The sequence below is a fragment of the Streptomyces sp. NPDC027189 genome (genome assembly GCF_055566975.1).
The window spans coordinates 1-16,169 of sequence record NZ_JBVHRI010000030.1 but is presented as its reverse complement, the minus strand read 5'-3'; the positions used below and the strand labels follow the sequence as shown (position 1 = coordinate 16,169).

Annotated in this window: 15 protein-coding genes and 1 pseudogene; 9 read left to right on the top strand and 7 right to left on the bottom strand. The window is 69.9% G+C overall.

What is annotated here, in order from left to right:
* The first annotated feature begins 159 nt into the window (after positions 1-159).
* The 4 genes from ACZ4RZ_RS42225 to ACZ4RZ_RS42210 all read left to right on the top strand — a co-directional run bounded on the left by ACZ4RZ_RS42225 (position 160) and on the right by ACZ4RZ_RS42210 (position 4,634).
* The gene (locus ACZ4RZ_RS42225; protein ID WP_467752874.1) at positions 160-1,251 is read left to right on the top strand and encodes an alpha/beta hydrolase; all 1,092 of its coding nucleotides are present in this window, start codon (positions 160-162) and stop codon (positions 1,249-1,251) included.
* Positions 1,244-2,464 carry an acyltransferase family protein gene (locus tag ACZ4RZ_RS42220; protein ID WP_467752873.1) on the top strand — a complete coding sequence of 407 codons (1,221 nt, stop codon included), beginning with the start codon at positions 1,244-1,246 and terminating at the stop codon, positions 2,462-2,464. Before ACZ4RZ_RS42225 ends, ACZ4RZ_RS42220 begins: the two co-directional genes overlap by 8 nt.
* 68 nt (positions 2,465-2,532) lie before the next feature.
* Positions 2,533-3,900 (top strand): sensor histidine kinase, encoded by a 1,368-nt coding sequence (locus ACZ4RZ_RS42215; protein ID WP_467752872.1) that lies wholly within the window; start codon positions 2,533-2,535, stop codon positions 3,898-3,900.
* A 59-nt stretch (positions 3,901-3,959) separates the two neighbouring features.
* Positions 3,960-4,634, top strand: a complete 675-nt coding sequence (locus tag ACZ4RZ_RS42210; protein ID WP_467752871.1) for a response regulator — start codon at positions 3,960-3,962, stop codon at positions 4,632-4,634.
* A 232-nt stretch (positions 4,635-4,866) separates the two neighbouring features.
* Here ACZ4RZ_RS42210 and ACZ4RZ_RS42205 read toward each other — a convergent pair whose 3' ends face one another.
* From ACZ4RZ_RS42205 to ACZ4RZ_RS42180, 6 genes and pseudogenes are all read right to left on the bottom strand, one after another.
* Positions 4,867-5,364: a hypothetical protein gene (locus tag ACZ4RZ_RS42205; protein WP_467752870.1), complete on the bottom strand. Its 498-nt coding sequence runs from the start codon at positions 5,362-5,364 to the stop codon at positions 4,867-4,869.
* Positions 5,361-6,533 carry a transposase domain-containing protein gene (locus ACZ4RZ_RS42200; RefSeq protein ID WP_467752869.1) on the bottom strand — a complete coding sequence of 391 codons (1,173 nt, stop codon included), beginning with the start codon at positions 6,531-6,533 and terminating at the stop codon, positions 5,361-5,363. Before ACZ4RZ_RS42200 ends, ACZ4RZ_RS42205 begins: the two co-directional genes overlap by 4 nt.
* A gap of 196 nt (positions 6,534-6,729) precedes the next feature.
* A pseudogene (locus ACZ4RZ_RS42195) lies at positions 6,730-7,049 on the bottom strand (IS110 family transposase); the annotation flags it as partial.
* Positions 7,050-7,435: 386 nt separating this feature from the next.
* Positions 7,436-8,380 (bottom strand): NADP-dependent oxidoreductase, encoded by a 945-nt coding sequence (locus ACZ4RZ_RS42190; RefSeq protein ID WP_467752868.1) that lies wholly within the window; start codon positions 8,378-8,380, stop codon positions 7,436-7,438.
* A gap of 97 nt (positions 8,381-8,477) precedes the next feature.
* Complete coding sequence (locus tag ACZ4RZ_RS42185) at positions 8,478-9,053, bottom strand: NAD(P)H-dependent oxidoreductase (protein ID WP_467752867.1); 576 nt, start codon at positions 9,051-9,053, stop codon at positions 8,478-8,480.
* A 40-nt stretch (positions 9,054-9,093) separates the two neighbouring features.
* Complete coding sequence (locus ACZ4RZ_RS42180) at positions 9,094-9,561, bottom strand: cupin domain-containing protein (protein WP_467752866.1); 468 nt, start codon at positions 9,559-9,561, stop codon at positions 9,094-9,096.
* A 161-nt stretch (positions 9,562-9,722) separates the two neighbouring features.
* Here ACZ4RZ_RS42180 and ACZ4RZ_RS42175 point away from each other — a divergent pair, with 161 nt between their 5' ends.
* Positions 9,723-10,226 (top strand): MarR family winged helix-turn-helix transcriptional regulator, encoded by a 504-nt coding sequence (locus ACZ4RZ_RS42175; RefSeq protein WP_467752865.1) that lies wholly within the window; start codon positions 9,723-9,725, stop codon positions 10,224-10,226.
* 59 nt (positions 10,227-10,285) lie between these two features.
* Here ACZ4RZ_RS42175 and ACZ4RZ_RS42170 read toward each other — a convergent pair whose 3' ends face one another.
* Positions 10,286-11,269 (bottom strand): helix-turn-helix domain-containing protein, encoded by a 984-nt coding sequence (locus ACZ4RZ_RS42170; RefSeq protein ID WP_467752864.1) that lies wholly within the window; start codon positions 11,267-11,269, stop codon positions 10,286-10,288.
* A gap of 142 nt (positions 11,270-11,411) precedes the next feature.
* Here ACZ4RZ_RS42170 and ACZ4RZ_RS42165 point away from each other — a divergent pair, with 142 nt between their 5' ends.
* The 4 genes from ACZ4RZ_RS42165 (at position 11,412) to ACZ4RZ_RS42150 (ending at position 16,009) form a co-directional block, all read left to right on the top strand.
* Positions 11,412-11,912, top strand: a complete 501-nt coding sequence (locus tag ACZ4RZ_RS42165) for a cupin domain-containing protein (RefSeq protein WP_467752863.1) — start codon at positions 11,412-11,414, stop codon at positions 11,910-11,912.
* Between the two features lie 374 nt (positions 11,913-12,286).
* The gene (locus tag ACZ4RZ_RS42160) at positions 12,287-14,371 is read left to right on the top strand and encodes a P-loop NTPase family protein (protein WP_467752862.1); all 2,085 of its coding nucleotides are present in this window, start codon (positions 12,287-12,289) and stop codon (positions 14,369-14,371) included.
* Between the two features lie 34 nt (positions 14,372-14,405).
* Positions 14,406-15,368 (top strand): GNAT family N-acetyltransferase, encoded by a 963-nt coding sequence (locus ACZ4RZ_RS42155; RefSeq protein WP_467752861.1) that lies wholly within the window; start codon positions 14,406-14,408, stop codon positions 15,366-15,368.
* 164 nt (positions 15,369-15,532) lie between these two features.
* On the top strand, positions 15,533-16,009 hold the full coding sequence (locus ACZ4RZ_RS42150) for a nuclear transport factor 2 family protein (protein WP_467752860.1): 477 nt from the start codon (positions 15,533-15,535) through the stop codon (positions 16,007-16,009).
* The last annotated feature ends 160 nt before the right edge of the window (positions 16,010-16,169 follow it).

Below are 16,169 nucleotides of genomic sequence, written 5' to 3'. Positions count from 1 at the left end.
TCACATCATCCCCATGGCCCCCAACTTCCCGGTCGTACCCGTAGTACCTGAGAGCTAGGGCGCAGATGAGCTCTCTGGCGTGACGCGGACGACGAGCGCGGATCCGTAACTTCCCTTCCAGGCAAGCCCGATGGCCGGGCGGACTGGAGGGGGACGACCGTGGGGCTTGAGCCGACAACACGCGCGGCGGCTGTGGAACATGGGCGTACGGACGTCGGTACGGATACCGTTACCGGCGCCGGTGCGGATACCGGCACGCACGCCGGGCGGCACCGTACGCACAGCTGGCGCCGAGGTATTCTCGCCGCTCTCGTCGCCGCCGCCGTCGTGGTCCCGCTCTCCGCCGCCACCCGGCCGGAGATCCCCGCGCCGGCCCCCGCCGCGCTGGGCAGCGTGACGGCGGCCACGCTGGATGAGACGTACGCGGCGAACCGGGCCAACGCCGAGGAGGCGTCCCGGATGGCCGCCGCCCACGGCGACCGGGCGCGCGCCGCGGCGGACCGTGCGATGGCCGCCCCTTCCCGGAACCTCCTCGCCTTCGACGGCCGCGGTTCCGGTCGTTCCGCGGAGGTCCTCGGTGACCTGGCCCATGCCGACCACATAGCGGTCCTGGTCCCCGGCTCGGACACCTCCCTCGACACCTACGACCGCTTCCGCGCCACGGCAACCCACCTGCGCACGGAACTGACCCGGCAGTCGGCGCCCGGGCCCACGCACCCCACCGAGCCACGCCCCGCCGCTGTCGTGGCCTGGCTGGGCTACGAGACGCCGGGCACGATCAGTACGACGGTCACCACGACCGGCCGCGCTGAGCGAGCGGCCCCGCAGCTGCGGGAGTTCATACGGCTGCTGCGCGGCATCGTCGGCCCCGGGGCCCGCCTCTCCCTGCTGTGCCACTCCTACGGCTCGGTCGTCTGCGGCCGTGCCGCTCCCGGCCTGGACGTGAACGACATCGCCCTGGTCGGCAGCCCCGGCGCGGGCGTCGACTCCGCCGACGGCCTGCGCACCCGGGCCCACGTGTGGGCGGCTCGCGGGTCCGACGACTGGGTCGGGGAGGTCCCGCACGTCAAAGCCGATCTGCTCGGCGTAACCGTCGGCTTCGGCACCGACCCGGTCTCCCCGGCGTTCGGGGCCCGGGTCTTCGCCGCCGGCGACGGCGGCCACAGCGACTACTTCGCACCGGGCTCGGTCTCCCTGACCAACCTGGCCCGGATCGTCCTCGGTGAGACCTCGGAGGTCACCCATGCCTGAGACGACTACCCTGCGTCGCGCCTGGCAGGGCATACGACAGGGCATACGACGGGGTGCCGACCGGGTCGACGCCGCCACGCCCGCCGAGCGGGACCGCGCGGTCGACGCGCTGCGCGCCTTCGCGATCCTCGGTGTGGTCCTCGGCCACTGGCTGGTGACCGCCCTAGTCGCGGACGGCGGCGCGCTGCACACCGCGAGCCCGCTCCAGCGCATGCCCTGGCTGGCGCCCATCTCCTGGGCCTTCCAGACGCTCGCCGTGTTCTTCCTGGTGGGCGGTCATGTGGCGACCCGCGGCTACACCTCGGCCCGCGCCCGCGGCACGACGTACGGCCAGTGGCTGTCGGCCCGCCTGTCGCGCCTGTTCAAACCGGTGGCGGCCGTTCTGGTCCTCTGGGCGGTGGCGGCGACCGCGCTGCTCCTGACGGGCGCCGACTTCGCGACGGTGCACACGCTGGTCAAACTGGCACTGTCCCCGCTGTGGTTCCTGCTGGTCTTCGCCGCCCTGACGGCGGCGACGCCTCTTCTGCTCCGGCTCAACCTCCTCTGGCCGCTGGCCGTCGTACTCCACGTGGATCTTCTGCGTTTCGGCCTGGGCGGCCCGTCCTGGCTCGGCTGGGTGAATCTGGCGGCGGGCTGGCTGGTGCCGTTCACCCTGGGCGCGGCCTGGACCCGGGGCGAGCTGGACAGCCGTCGCGCGGGGTGGCTGCTGCTGACGGGCGGCGCGGTGACGACGGCACTGCTGGTCGCGTTCGCCGGCTACCCGGCGTCGATGGTCGGCGTGCCCGGCGCCGCGGTCTCCAACCTGAACCCGCCGACGCTGGCCGCGGTCACCTTCGGCCTGGCCCAGTGCGGGCTGGCCCTGCTCCTGCGTGACCGACTGCGCCGGACCATGCGGTGTCCGCTGTCGTGGGCGGCGGTGGCGCTGGTCAACCTCTCCGCGATGACGATCTTCCTCTGGCACCAGACGGCCCTGATGGCCACCACGGCCACCGGTCTCCTGGCGGGCCGGCTCCCCGGCCTGCACACCGTGCCCGACGGAATGACCTGGGTGGCCGCCCGCCTGCTCTGGCTCCCGGTCTTCGCCCTGGCCCTGTCCGTGTGCTGGGCGGCCTTCCGCGCCTACGAACAGGGTCCCCGCCGCGTCCCCGGCCGCCGCTCCCACGTGGTCCGCGTCCACCGAGACTCTCACGCGAAGGCGGCGCGCGGTGCCTAGGGTAAGCGGCGTGACGGTATCGGGGACCCGGCACGCGCTTCGCCGGCCGCGTCCGCCACGGACTGCGGGTGCTGCGCGGCGACTTGTGCACGGTGCGAGCGGATCCGCTGCCCCCCTCGGTCTGGCTGCGCTGGCTGCCCCACGGCGTGGTGTGCCTGGCCGCGTTCGGCATCACGCTCGGCGGCACGGCACAGCTCTCCGGCAACGGATACCTGGGCAACGACGGTGACGCCTTCCTGATCGCCAGCGTCCATGGCGGTGCGGTCGTGCTCGCCCTGTGGCGGCCCGTCCCGGCGTGGTGGCTGTCGACGGCGGCCACGGTGACGGGGGCGGTCGCCGTCCAGGGCCGGCTGGGCGCGGAGGCGGCGTACGTCTTCACCTGGCCCTGGACCGCGGCCGGGATCATCGCGCACCTGCTCGTGCTGCTGCTGTTGGCGCTGCGGGTGCGCACCCGGGTGTCCGCCGAGGCGCTGGCCGTGACCATGCTGGTCACCTACGTCGTTGAAGGGGTGTGGGGCGCGTCCCACTACCAGTCCACCTCGGTGGTCGCGGTCTGCCTGTCCGTGGTGGTCGTGGTGCTCGGCGTCGCGCTGCGCGGCCGCCGCGAGGCCCGCGCGGAACTCGGCCGGCAGACCACGATCACCGCGGAGGAACGGGCCCGCCGCACGCTCCTGGAGGAGCGCAGTCGTATCGCCCGCGAACTGCACGACGTGGTCGCCCACCACATGTCGGTGATCTCCATACAGGCCCAGGTCGCCCCGCATCTGGTGGAGAACCCGTCGGAGGAGCTGGAGGAGAACCTCGCCGGCATCCGGGAGAACGCCCTGGAGGCGCTCACCGAACTGCGCCGGGTGCTCGGGGTGTTGCGGTCGGAGAACCCCGACGATCCGTACGGCCTCGGCGAGGCGGGCCCCGGATCGACCCCCGACTCCCCGCAGCCCACGCTGGCCCGCCTCGACGCGCTGATCGACAACACCCGGGCCGCCGGGCTGGAGGTCGTCCTCGACATCGAGGGGGACACGCCCGCCTATGCGCCCGGGGTGGAGCTGTCGGCGTACCGGATCGTCCAGGAGGCACTCAGCAACGCGCTGCGGCACGCCCCCGGTTCGACGGTGCGCGTCGACATCCACCACATCCCCGGCGGGCTGTACATCTCGGTCCTCAACTCCCGTCCCCGGCATCCCGTCCCGCCCTCCCCCGGCGCGGGCCACGGTCTGCTCGGCATGCGGGAGCGCGCCACGATGCTGGGCGGGTACGTCACCGCGGCCGGAACACTGCAGGGCGGGTTCGCAGTCACGGCGTTCCTCCCGAAGGACGGTGTGCGGGAGGACGGTGTGCGGGAGGACGGTGTGCCGGAGGACGGTGTGCCGGGGGGCGGCCCGGACGACGGCTCACCCCAGACGCCCCCACACCCCCGCCGTCCCCAGCTCCCCTGACGTTCCAGACGACCCCGACACCCAGACATCCCCGACACCCCGACCGGAAAAGAGGTTCCATGACGAGCGGCACCATTCGGGTACTGATCGCCGACGACCAGCAGATGGTCCGGCAGGGCTTCACCGTGCTGCTCAACACCCAGCCGGACATCGACGTGATCGGTCAGGCGGTGGACGGTGCGGACGCGATCGTCAAGGTCGCCGAACTCGCCCCGGACGTGGTCCTGATGGATATCCGCATGCCCGAACTCGGCGGCATCGAGGCCACCCGCCGCATCACCGGCGAGCGTCCCGACATCAAGGTGCTGGTGCTCACCACCTTCGACCTCGACGAGTACGTGTACGAGGCGCTCAGAGCCGGGGCGTCCGGGTTTCTGCTGAAGGACGCCTCCGCGGACAAGCTCGCCGAGGCGGTACGGGTGGTGGCGGCCGGTGACGCGCTGCTCGCGCCGGGCATCACCCGGCGGCTGATCGCCGAGTTCTCCCGCCTCGACGACCGTCCCCGCGCTCCGCTCAAGGAACGCGTCAGCGGTCTGACCGAACGCGAGACGGAGGTACTGGCGCTGATCGCTCAGGGCCTGTCGAACGCGGAGATCGCCAAGCGGCTGGTAGTCGCCGAGCAGACGGTGAAGACCCACGTGGGCCGCATCCTGGTGAAGTTGGGCCTGCGGGACCGCACCCAGGCGGCGGTGTTCGCGTACGAGTCGGGGTTGGTCCGGCCCACCGGCTACTGACCTGCGCCGCCCCCGTCGGTGGACCGGCCGGTGCCCGTAGTACCTGAGAGGGATGCCGAAGGACCCCTCTCACTGAGCAGGGTGCATCGTGAAAACTGCACGTCAGACGGCCTGGTGTGCGTAGGCGTCGGGAGGCTCGGGCAGGTCCGGGGCGGCAGTCCACCGACAAGGTCATTCGTCAGCGGGCGACTTCCCGGTTCAATGCCGGAAAGTTATGGTTCATTCTGGTTTGTCAAACAGTCCTGCGGGTCGGCGTGTTCGTGGCGGCGAGCGGCTTTGCGGGGGCGGCCGACACTGGCTGGTCGGGTAGCCGGTAGGTTGCGGGTGCGGTCTTGACCAGCAGGTTCTTGAGTGCCCAGGCGCTGAGGTGTTGTGCGAGGGTGCTGTGTTTGATGGTGTTCAGCGCGGCGGTGATCTCACGGGCGTGCCAGGGGCGGTGAGGATCGGTGGCCATGACCGTGAGGACGTCTTCAGGGTGGACGGCGAGCTTGGAGGGCTGCGGCGGTCCGTCCGGGATCTTGAAGGTGGCCGCGCCAGACTGAGTGAGGATCTGGCGCCTGGACCACCGGATCAGCTCGCCGGTCAGCTCGCCGCGGTCCAGCCGTAGCAGGGTGGCCAGTTTGATGGCCCGCCACTCACGCTCCGGAGCGGTGCCCATCGCGGCGAGCACATCCTCGAGCCTGCTGGTGTGCATAGGGACCGCGGGCGGCAGCAGCGTCTGAGCCGTCACGGGCGGGTCCTGCTGCGGGGCCGGGTTCCGGCCGGGCGGAGCTGCTGTCGGTGCGGGAACGGGAGTGTCCTGCTGAGGGACACGATGGCGGCGCCACGGGTGACGCTGTCGCGGGCGGCGACCAGGGCCGCGGTGAAGCAGGCCCGGTCCGGATCGCATCCGGGCACGGCATCGGTGGCGTCCAGCATCGCCTTCCGCAAAATCTGGTGGACCGTCAGCAGTGCCCACATTTCCTGGCGCAGGCTCTGAGGGTCGCCCGAGCGCAGTACGCGGCCCTTGAGCATGGTGTGACGGATCGCCAGGAACGCCACCTCGATCTCCCACCGCTCATGGTAGAGGACCAGCAGGTCTTCGGCCGGGTGGCGGCGCACGTCGGTCAGCATGGTCACCAGCCGGTACTCGCCTCGATGGGTGCTGCCGTCCGCGCAGGTGACGGTGACGGTCGCGGCGATGACACGGACCGGGACTCCGGCGATGACCGACAGGAAGGAACCGTCGGCCAGGACCTGCAGCACGGCGGGCCTGCGCGAGGAGCAGATCCGCAGCAGCAGCGCCGCCTTCGAGGCGTGCACGGCGCGGATGAAGGCGTTCGCGTCGAACCCGCGGTCGGCGAGCACCAGCATGTCCTGCCGCAGGTGGCCGACCAGTTGCAGGGCAGCCTCCACCTCGCCGCGATACGGGCCGACGACCGCGCCGAGCAGGGCCCGTGTTCCCGTCTCCGCCAGGGCCATCACCGCCAGCAGCGGGTCGGCGGCCACCCCGGCGGCGACTTTGTACCTGCCCAGCCAGGCCACGTTGTCGCCGGTCTCGGGGACGCGGGTGGACCGGCAGCCGTCGAACGCGACCGTGCGCAGACCCCGCCAGGACACGCCCCTCGTGCACGGGCGCCCCAGCGGACCTGCCACAACCTCGAACAGCTCCCGCAACGGGTCTGGTCCCACCCGCCGACGCACACAGGCCAGACCCGCCGCGGTCACCGACGCCACGACGCGTCCTGCCTGCCGCAACGCTCCGGCCAGGGTGTCCCACACTCGGCCGTAGGAAGCGCCTGGGAACAGGGCCAGCGCCAGCACGAAGTACACCGCCACCCGCGCCGGCACCGTCCGCGTCCGGCGGCCCGGCTGGTCAAGGACATCGTCGACCAATTCGAAGGTTGGTCGACGACTCAACTTCCAGGGGTCCCGTTCTGTTCTCCCGGCCCGCCACCTCGACACACTGCCGTCGGGTGCTTGACAAGCGGCAACTTCACATAACTTTCCGGCATTGCTTCGCGGTTCGTCAGGACCAGCAGAGCCCTCACCAGGGCGGTCGCCCACTTCGGGTCGGTGCGGACCTTGCCGAGGACCCGCCAGTTCTTCAGGTGCGCCAGGCCGCGTCGGAGACGTCCGTCTTGCGGCCGGGCAGGTTCTTGACCTGCCGGGCTTGACCAGGATCACGTTCAGGCCCTCGGACAGCACGTAGTGGAAGGGCTTCCAGTAGTCCGAGGTCGCCTCGAGCACTATCAGTGTCACCTGTGCGGCAAGCAGATGGTCCCGCAGATCCAGGACCGCGTTCGTCGTCGATCCCCACGTCGTGGTCTCGGTCGTGAAGGACCCCCACCGTTTCGTACTCGGGGTGCGGATGCAGACCTTGGCGTCCTTCTTGCTGATGTCGAGGCCGGCACAGCGTTCGTGCAGCACGTCCACGGTCTTGCTCCCTCCCTCTGCGAACGGCTAAGCGGTACGCCGTTCCGGGAGGACCAGGGTGGATCAGGAATTCTGACGCACGCGCTTCACAGCGACACTCCACGGTTCCCGTGGACGGTCCCCAGCACCACGCTGACCTGCGAGCTCACCGGCATCACAGAGGCATCGGTTTCGGCCGGAACGAACCCACCAGCGTCCCGGACCGACATCAGCCCACCTCAGGGCACACAAGAAGCACCTCGGCGCACGCCACGGCATTTACCACGCCCCGGCGCGCACCGAAGGTGCGCTGGATCGCTGACCCGAGAAGTCAGAGCTTCCGGCGGCGATAGTGCTCACCTGCTGACAGCTACGGAATCGAGCATTCCCCGGCTCCGTATCTCCCATTAGACGGTGGACGGGACGACGATGGCCTTGCCGTGCACCGCGCCCTCAGCCGCGCGGGCGTGCAGCGCCGGCAGCTCGGCCAGCGGTACCCGCTCGGCGACGTCGACGCGCAGCTCGCCGCGGTCGACCAGCGCCACCAGCTGCGCCAGCTGCTCGGCGTCGCTGCGGACGAACAGGTCGATGCCCCGCACGCCGCGCTCCTCGTCGGAAGGCGCGGGCATCCACACCGTGGTGTTGACCAGGACTCCGCCCGGACGGATCAGCGTGACGAGCGCGGCGAGTTCGGCCGGGTCGACCGGTGCGAGGTTGAGTGCGAGATCGACCGGTTCGGTCACTGCCGCGGTCACGCTGGTGGTGGTGTGGTCGATGACATCGTCGGCGCCGGCCGATGTGACCGCCTCGCTGCTGCGCCGGCTGGCCGTGGCGATGACGTGGGCACCGGCATTCTTGGCCAGTTGCACGGCGTAGCCGCCGACCGCGCCGCCGGCGCCGTTGATCAGCACGCGCTGCCCGGCCGTCAGCTTGCCGTGGTCGAACAGCGCCTGCCAGGCGGTCAGGCCCACCAGTGGCAGCGCTGCGGCGTCGGCCAGCGGGACGCTCTTCGGCGCCGTCGCGAGGATCTCGGCCGGGGCGATGACGTACTGCGCTGCGGCGCCGGGCTTGTCCATCGGCAGGAAGCCGACAACCTGGTCGCCGACCGCGATGCCGTCGACGCCCTCGCCCAGCGCGTCGACCTTGCCGGCGACGTCGATGCCGGGAGTGTGCGGCAGCACCACCGGGATGGGGCCCTGCATGAAGCCGCCGCGGATGTTGCCGTCGACGGAGTTGAACGACGTCGCGGCGACCCGGATCCGGACCTCACCGGCCCCGGGGACGGGCTGCTCCACGTCCTCGTAGCGCAGGACGCTCGGGTCGCCGTACTCGTGGAAACGCACTGCCTTCATTTCGGTTCTCACCTTCACCGCGATCGAAGCTGCTTCGAATTCGAAGCAACTGTTGATGACGATACCCCTGCTTCGAATTCGAAGCAAGTGCTGTCGGTCACTGCCGGTGCGAGCGCATCGCCGCGGCGAGTTCGGCGGCGGCCTGGTCGATGCAGGTGTGCAGCCGCCCCTCGTCGCTTTGAGCCGTGGCCTGCCAGTCGGCGGGGCCGGCGACAACGACCGTGGGCACAGGGTCGGCGTGCACGCCGGTCAGGCGTCTGCGCATCACCTGCGTGAGGTCGGGCGGCTGCCGGCGGGAGCCGCTGCTCAGCGCCAGCAGCACCGGCATGCCGGAGAGGACTCCGTCCCCGAGGACGGCGAAGAACGAGTCGAACACCTCGCTCGGGGATGCGGCGAGCACCGGGGTCGCCACCACGAGCCCGACGGCCGCCACGACCGCCGCGATCGCCTCCCGCAGGTCGAGGCTGGCGCGGCGCTGGGCAAAGTGCTGAGCGAGGTCGGGCGCCAGCCGGTGCAGCTCCAGCACCTCCACCTCGGCGCGCGCACCTCCGGCCGCCAGTGACCGGCACACAGCCTCCGCCACCCAGTCCGCGAGTCGGCGAGTCGGACGCGGATAGCCGGCACCGGCGCTCACCACAGCCAAGGACACCGGACTCCACGCAGCGGTGCTCATCCCGGCATCGCTTCTTCCCCGCGGCCGGGCTGTGGTGCCGTCACCGGGGAGGGCGGAGGACGACGTTGCCGGACAGTTCCGCGGCTTCGGCGAGCAGCTGAGCGGGGATCTCGAAGCCCTCCGGGCGCGGCTCACGAAGGTCACGGCCCGCTCGGCGGAACATCTTCTCCAGCCCTCCGGGGGTCGAGATGAGCAGCAGATCCGCCTTCTCTGAAGTGATGCGGTAGCCGTGCGGAATGCGCCGGGGCAGGAAGACGATGCCGCCCTCCAGTAACTCGTGCTCCTCCTCGTCGGCCCACACCAGCGCCGAACCGGACAGCAGCAGGAAGACCTCATCCTGGTTGTTGTGCACGTGGAACGGCGGCGCCTCGCCCTTGCTGACGTCGAACCGGCCGACGGTCAACTGCCCACCGGTCGCCTCGGCGTCGAGCAGGACGCTGAAGACACTCCCGCCGATCCACTCGAGCTGCTGCTGGTCCTCACGTTGCGCGAGATGGGGGATGCTCATGGCCGGTCCTCGGGATCCGTGGGCGGCGGCGCCGTCCTCCCTTCCGCAACCCTGCACCACACCACTGCCCGATCTCCATGTTCCGCGGTGCTCAGTCGGGTCCAACGCTGCCCACACCGGATGTTCCATACTCTTCGAATTCGAAGCAGTAGACTTCGGTCATGCCTGATTCGCCGCCGTCGCTCGACCCCGTACAACTCGGCGCCTACTTCGACCTCATCGAAGTGACCAGCCTGCTCCGGCATGCGGTCGAGCAGCAGTTGCGCGAGAGCGGCGATCTCAGTTACGTGCAGTTCCAGCTCCTGGCCCGCCTGGGCGACTCACCCACGGGCAGCCACCGCATGACCGACCTGGCCGACGGCGTCGTCTACAGTCGCAGCGGCCTGACGTACCAGGTAAGTCTGCTCGAAAAGGAGGGCCTGGTCGTCCGCGCTCCGTCGCCGGACGACGAGCGGAGCATCACCGTCACCCTCACCGACGCCGGGCGCGCGCTGCTCGGAAGGGTGCTGCCGGGACACATCGAGGTGGTCAACGGCCTTCTGTTCGAGCCGCTTTCGCGCGACGACGTCAAGGCGCTCGCCGGCCTGCTGGCGCCGGTGCGCGACCACATGCGCTCGACACCGCCCCGCTCGGCCACGTCTCGCCGCCGCAAAGGCAGTGCCTGAGGACGTGACGCGGGGCCGCGCGCAACGGACGACGACAGTCCCCGGCGGAGGCTGAGTCGTCAGGCCCGCCGGCGGGCGAACTGGGCTGGTGTTGCCTGGTACTGCTTCGTGAAAGCGCGGATGAAGTGGCTGCTGTCGGTGAAGTGCCAGCGCCCCGCGGCCTCGGAGACGGTCAGGCGTGAACCGGGAGCGGTGAGCGCCGCGGCCGCTTCCTCCAGGCGCCGACGGCGGATGTAGGCGCTGAACGGCTCGTCCAGGCTCGCGAACGCCCGCTGCAGCGTGCGGACCGAGACGTGCAGGTGCGCGGCGATCGCGGTCGGAGAGAGATCGGCGTCGGTGAGCCGGGCGTCAGCCAGGTCCTTGGCCGCCTGCGCCAGCGCCGGGGTGAAGGTGGGCTCGCGGTCGTCGAAGTGGTCGAGGACCAGTCCCTTGGCCAGTTCCAGCATGGCGTTGCGGGACGCGTGGGCAGCCGCCGGGCTGAGGCCGCCCACGGTGCGCTGGACCATGCTGGTGTGCGCCATGAGGATCTGCGCCGCGGGGGAGGTGGCCCGGCCGACGCGCGGTTTCCCGGCGACCAGGGACCGTAGGGCGTCGCCGGGAAAGATGAAGATGCGGGTGCCGATCTCGGGCGTGGTGTGGAAGTGGTTCTCCGTCACGACGTGGTGCATGAAGTAGGTGCCTGCCGAGACGTACGCGTCACCGCCCTGGTCGTGCGGGTCCTGCAGGCCCACCGCGCCGCGCAGTCCGACATACAGCCTGATCTCGTCGTGCTCGTGTTTCCCGACGGCCCGGGTCCTCACGGGTGAGGAGCCCCAGAGTTCGTTGACGGCGGTGTCCTGAAGGGTGACCGAGCGCATCGTTCCCCGGAAGCCGTCGATCGTGGAGGCGCTGAACTCCGGAAGGGGGTACAGGTCTCCCATCCGGTCGTTCCAGGTGTCGATGAACGGCTCCCACGTCCCCCGGCCCGTTCCTGTGGAGTCGGCGTCGACGGCGAACGTGCCCGTCTTGTCGCCCGGCCCAAGGAAACGCGGTCTGCTCCTCATGTGTCCTCCGCGCCGATAAAGATGTCGCCGGAATACCATCTGAAGTCGCAAACGTACACGCCTTCTACGCACGGCCGTTCGTATTCTTGGCGGCGCTCGAACCGAAACGATCTACGGCCTGCCGATCGAGGAGACGACCGCGATGATCCCCGACGACGATCCGTCCCGCTCGCTGACCGTCGCGAACCCCGACGACCCCGGCACGACGTACATCTCGCTGGTGGGCGACACGTACGCCATGCTGGTCACCGGCGAGCAGACCAACGGCCAATATTGCCTGATCGACATGCACATCCCCGACGGCGGCGGCCCACCGCCGCACCGGCACGACTTCGAGGAGATGTTCACGATCCTCGAAGGCGAGATCGAGTTCACTTTCCGCGGCGAGAAGCACACCGTAGGGGCCGGGTCCACGATCAACATCCCGGCCAACGCGCCGCACAACTTCCGCAACGCTTCGGGTGCGCCGGCCCGCATGCTGTGCATGTGCACCCCCGCCGGCCAGGACGAGTACTTCCTGCGCATCGGTGATGTCGTCGCGGGCAAGGACGCACCGCCGCCGCAGCTATCGGAGGACGAACTCGCGGAACGCCGCCGCCGCGCGGCCGAGCTGGCCTTGACCTACCGAAGCGAGTTCCTGTAGCCCGCAGGGGCCGACAAGCCCGGTCGTCGGCCGAAGCTCACCGAGCCTGGGCGGCCTTCGACAGCTCGACGTCATCCAGGACTCGGCCGGGCCCGGTCCCGCTCCGGTCACGGATGTAGCCGGGCTGAACGGTGTGACCATGATGAGCAGCCCAGCGGCGCAACTGCGGACATGCCGACAGCCTTGGCGAGGTGTGATCGCGCCAGTGACGCCCGGCCGCGCCGAGTTCTGTGGTCGCCATGCCGCTGAGCGTGCCAGGAGAGGCGATTGCCTCTCCTGGCACTGGACTGGTTATCTCCACGAAAATGGTTCTCCGGGACCATCCGTCTCCTGTCCGACCGTGGAGGCAGGACAAAACCAGAAAAGAGCGCGGATTGGAAGCGGCGGGCCTGGCGGGCCGGCTGGCGCAGGCTCGAGCCGGTGCGCTGGTGGGCAGGGAGCCGGAGCGGGCGGTGCTCGAGCGGATGCTGTCGGGCGCGGCGGATGCTCCGCTCGTGGCGTACATGCACGGTCCCGGCGGCATCGGCAAGTCCTCGCTGGTGCGCTACGCCGCCCGGCAGGCCGAGTTCACCGGCCGCCGCGTGGTGCACGTGGACGGACGGTTCCTCGACGCTGACCCGCGCCGGTTCGAGGAGCTCGCGGCCCCGGCGTGTGCCGAACCCGGTGCCGTGCTGCTCATCGACACCTTCGAGCAGTGCCAGCCACTCGAGGCATGGCTGCGCGAGACCTTCCTGCTGCGGCTCGCCGACCACGCGATCGTGGTGGTAGCCAGCAGGGTCTCCCCCGACGACGAATGGTCGCTGGACCCTGGGTGGGCGCAGCTGTTCACCGCACTGGCCGTGCGACCGCTCGACACCGCCCAGTCCCACGCGCTGCTCGCTGCCCGAGGTGTCCCCGCCGAGCAGCGCGGCGCCTTCGTCGCCTTCGCCGGAGGCAGCCCGCTCGCCCTCTCACTGGCCGCCTCCGTCCCCCCGGCCGCACCCGGCGCACCGTGGGAGCCGACCGGCGACGTCCTGACGACCCTGGTCGAGCGGCTGGTGGGCGACCTGCCCGGCGCCGTCCACCGGCGTGCCCTCGAGGTGGTCGCGCAGGCCTACGTCACCCGCGAGCCCTTGCTGCGCGCAGTGCTGGGTGACGAGGACACCGACACGGTGTTCTCCTGGCTGCGCCAGCTGCCCTACATCGAGGCCACACCCGAAGGGCTGCACCCGCACGACGCAGTGCGGGCGACTCTCGAGGCCGACCTGCGCTGGCGGGACCCCGAGCGCTACGACGACGTCCGCGCCCGCATATCGCTCGCGGGCCTCCGGGCCGTGCGCGGCGCCGCCGAGGGGGACGCACTGCTGCGGGTCGCGGAGTGGATGTTCCTCTTCCGTAACCAGGGCGGACCGGATGATCTATATAACTACCGGACACACCCGCACATCGAAGACACTCCGCTCCGGGCCGAAGACGTGCCAGGCGTGCTGCGCATGGCCGAGGAAGCGGAGGGCCCGGCATCAGCGGCAGCGGTCGCGCACTGGGTGCGCCGCCAACCGGAGGCCTTCCGCGTCCATCGCTATGCGGGCTCCTCCGCACCCGCGTCATTCATGGCCATTCTGCGGCTGGACGCACCACTGCCTGAGGACCGCGCCGAGGACCCGGTGATCGCAGCAGTCTGGGACCTTGTGGAGGCGGCCGCTCCCCTGAGGCCGGGCGAGCACCTGGGCATCCGCCGCTTCGCGGTGCAACCCGGCGGGCACCAGCGGCCCTCGCCCCTGATGGAGCTCACCAGCCGGCGCACCATCGGCGAGGAGATGAGGACCTACGGACGCGCGGTGACCTTCACCGTCTTCGAAGACGCCGACCGGTGGGGGCGCTACCTCGCCGAGGCCGGGATGCCGGAGGTCGCGGCCGTGGACGTCGACGGGAGGCAACAGCACGTCTTCGGCCGGGACTGGCGACGGCAAACAGTGGAACAGTGGGTGCAACACCGGGCTCGCGCAGCGGTCACGCCCGTAGCGACATGGCCCGCAACCGCCGCCACGAGTGGCCCGGGCAACCAGTTACCGCGCGCCGCGTTTGAGGAAGGCGTGCTCGAGGCGCTGGGCACCTGGCACACCCCCCGCGAATTCGCGACCAGCGTCCTGCTGCACTCCCATCTCGTGCCGCCGGGCTCACCCGACCCGGCCGCGGACCTGCGCAGCGCCATCACCACCGCCCTCGACGCGATACAGACCGACCCCGCGGGCGTCAAAGCCCACGAGGCTCTCACCGCCACCTACATCACGGCCTCCCGCACCCACAAGGCCGCCGCCCGACGACTCGGGGTGCCCTATGGCACCTACCGGCGCCACCTCACCCTGGCCAAGGAACGCCTCATCGAACAACTGCTGCGACAACCAACCACAACAATCACCCTGACCCCGCACACTCACGAAAGCTCCGCCACACCAGCCTGTGTGGGGTCTATCCAGTGAACTTTGCACTCTCCAACGTGGCTAGTGAGATCAGATGACAGAATTCAACCTCCTGGGTGACAAGACGGAATGGCAGAAGGACTTCGAGCGGCGGCTACACGCCTCGTACACGGCGGCCGGGCCAGGTGCGGCCGCGGCTGAGCACATGCTCGAGGACGTACGCGCCAGCATCAGCGACTGGACCGTCGCCGAGATCACGGACGCCGGGACCCGAGTGGGATACGTCGCCGTGGTCGTGGCTGACGACAACGGCACACTCGCGGGCCGTATCGGCGACCTCCGCGTCGACGCGCTCCACGCTGGCCGGGGGCACGAGCAGGCCGCCCGAGACTGGGCAGAGGCATGGTGCGCGCAGCGCGGCGCACACCGGCTGGACATACGGCTCACCGAGCCCGCCGGCGAACTGTTCGACGATTACCGCGTCCGCGGCCAGCTCAGGACGCGGCTGATCAGTTCCCCACCGGAACCACTCGATGGCGTCACCGCACGGCCGATGACACAAGCCGAATATCCCGAGTGGCTCGCCTCCGAGAAGGCCGCCTACGTCGGCGACATCGTCCGGGCGGGAGCCCTGAGCCCCAAGGAGGCCGTACGTAAGTCCGATCGCGACTTTGCGAAGCTGATTCCCGAGGGCCTGGCGACGCCCGACAACACGTTCCTGGTGCTCGAGGCGGCCGGCGGGCAGATCGGCACTGGCTGGTTGAAGCACGGGTACCTCCCGGGAGTCACCTACGGCTACTCGCTGTACATCCAGGAGCAGCACCGCCGCAAAGGGTACGGTCGGGCCGCCATGGCGGCCGGCGAACAGGCAACGCTCGCAGCCGGCGACTCGGCGCTGATGTTCACTGTGTGGGGCGGCAACGAGGCGGCAATGAACCTGTACACGAGCGCCGGCTACCAAGTCATGGAGGAAAACCGCTTCATCGACCTTCCCGCTCCGCGGCCTCACACGAATCACCACAGCACGACGCAACTGCCGACCCACTACCTGACTTGACAGATCAACTGCATCGGATGTCTGTCGACCGGGGCAAGTACAGGTCGAAGATCCACCTCATCACCGAGCGGACCGGTCTGCCCCGGCCGCCTTCCCCCGGTTCAACGGCAAAGCCCCGATCCCCGTCTGGTCAGGCAACAAAGTCCATCAAGCAAAGGGACGTTATGGACGACCGTATTGCTCTCGCCGAGCTGCTGAGCCGATATGCCGATATTGCGGACATGAAGGAGTTCACCCACCTGCCCAGTCGCATTTGCACCGATCCACTGACGGTGGATTTCGAAGCAGTTACCGGCATGCCGGCGGTAACTGCTTCGCTGCGTGACTGCGTCGAGCTCCTCCGCACAACCTTGGCGCCCTTCGCTGCGACCCACCACGCGATCACTGGTCACGTCGTCACCATCGACGGCGACAGTGCGACGATTCATGCGCACGTGCGTGCCGAGCACTGGCTTCCGGTGGAACTCGTCGGTGACGGACCCGACCGCTGGCTGGTGGTGGGTTTCTACGATACCGAGGCGGTCCGTACGCCGAAGGGATGGCGCATCAGCCGATTCAAACTCACCGTGACCCACCAGGAAAATCCACAGCTGGCGAGCCTCGCCCAAGCCGCTGAGCAGGCGCGCCGACCCCAAGCCTGAAGGGGAGCGCAATCCCCGGCGCGGAAGGCCGCAGCAACTACTGGGGTTTAGACGCAATGCCGTGACTCTGGTCCGAAAATAATGGGTGAGGTGCGGGTCGAGCGGGTGCTGTGACGCTGGTGGGTGTCAGGGTGCTTCGATGGAGTCGAAGCGGACGGTG

Coding starts and splice junctions, on each gene's coding strand:
- ACZ4RZ_RS42185 (WP_467752867.1), bottom strand. CDS start 9,053: ATGAGCACCGCTGCGTGGAGTCCGGTGTCCTTGGCTGTGGTGAGCGCC.
- ACZ4RZ_RS42180 (WP_467752866.1), bottom strand. CDS start 9,561: ATGAGCATCCCCCATCTCGCGCAACGTGAGGACCAGCAGCAGCTCGAG.
- ACZ4RZ_RS42175 (WP_467752865.1), top strand. CDS start 9,723: ATGCCTGATTCGCCGCCGTCGCTCGACCCCGTACAACTCGGCGCCTAC.
- ACZ4RZ_RS42220 (WP_467752873.1), top strand. CDS start 1,244: ATGCCTGAGACGACTACCCTGCGTCGCGCCTGGCAGGGCATACGACAG.
- ACZ4RZ_RS42155 (WP_467752861.1), top strand. CDS start 14,406: ATGACAGAATTCAACCTCCTGGGTGACAAGACGGAATGGCAGAAGGAC.
- ACZ4RZ_RS42150 (WP_467752860.1), top strand. CDS start 15,533: ATGGACGACCGTATTGCTCTCGCCGAGCTGCTGAGCCGATATGCCGAT.
- ACZ4RZ_RS42165 (WP_467752863.1), top strand. CDS start 11,412: ATGATCCCCGACGACGATCCGTCCCGCTCGCTGACCGTCGCGAACCCC.
- ACZ4RZ_RS42190 (WP_467752868.1), bottom strand. CDS start 8,380: ATGAAGGCAGTGCGTTTCCACGAGTACGGCGACCCGAGCGTCCTGCGC.
- ACZ4RZ_RS42210 (WP_467752871.1), top strand. CDS start 3,960: ATGACGAGCGGCACCATTCGGGTACTGATCGCCGACGACCAGCAGATG.
- ACZ4RZ_RS42170 (WP_467752864.1), bottom strand. CDS start 11,269: ATGAGGAGCAGACCGCGTTTCCTTGGGCCGGGCGACAAGACGGGCACG.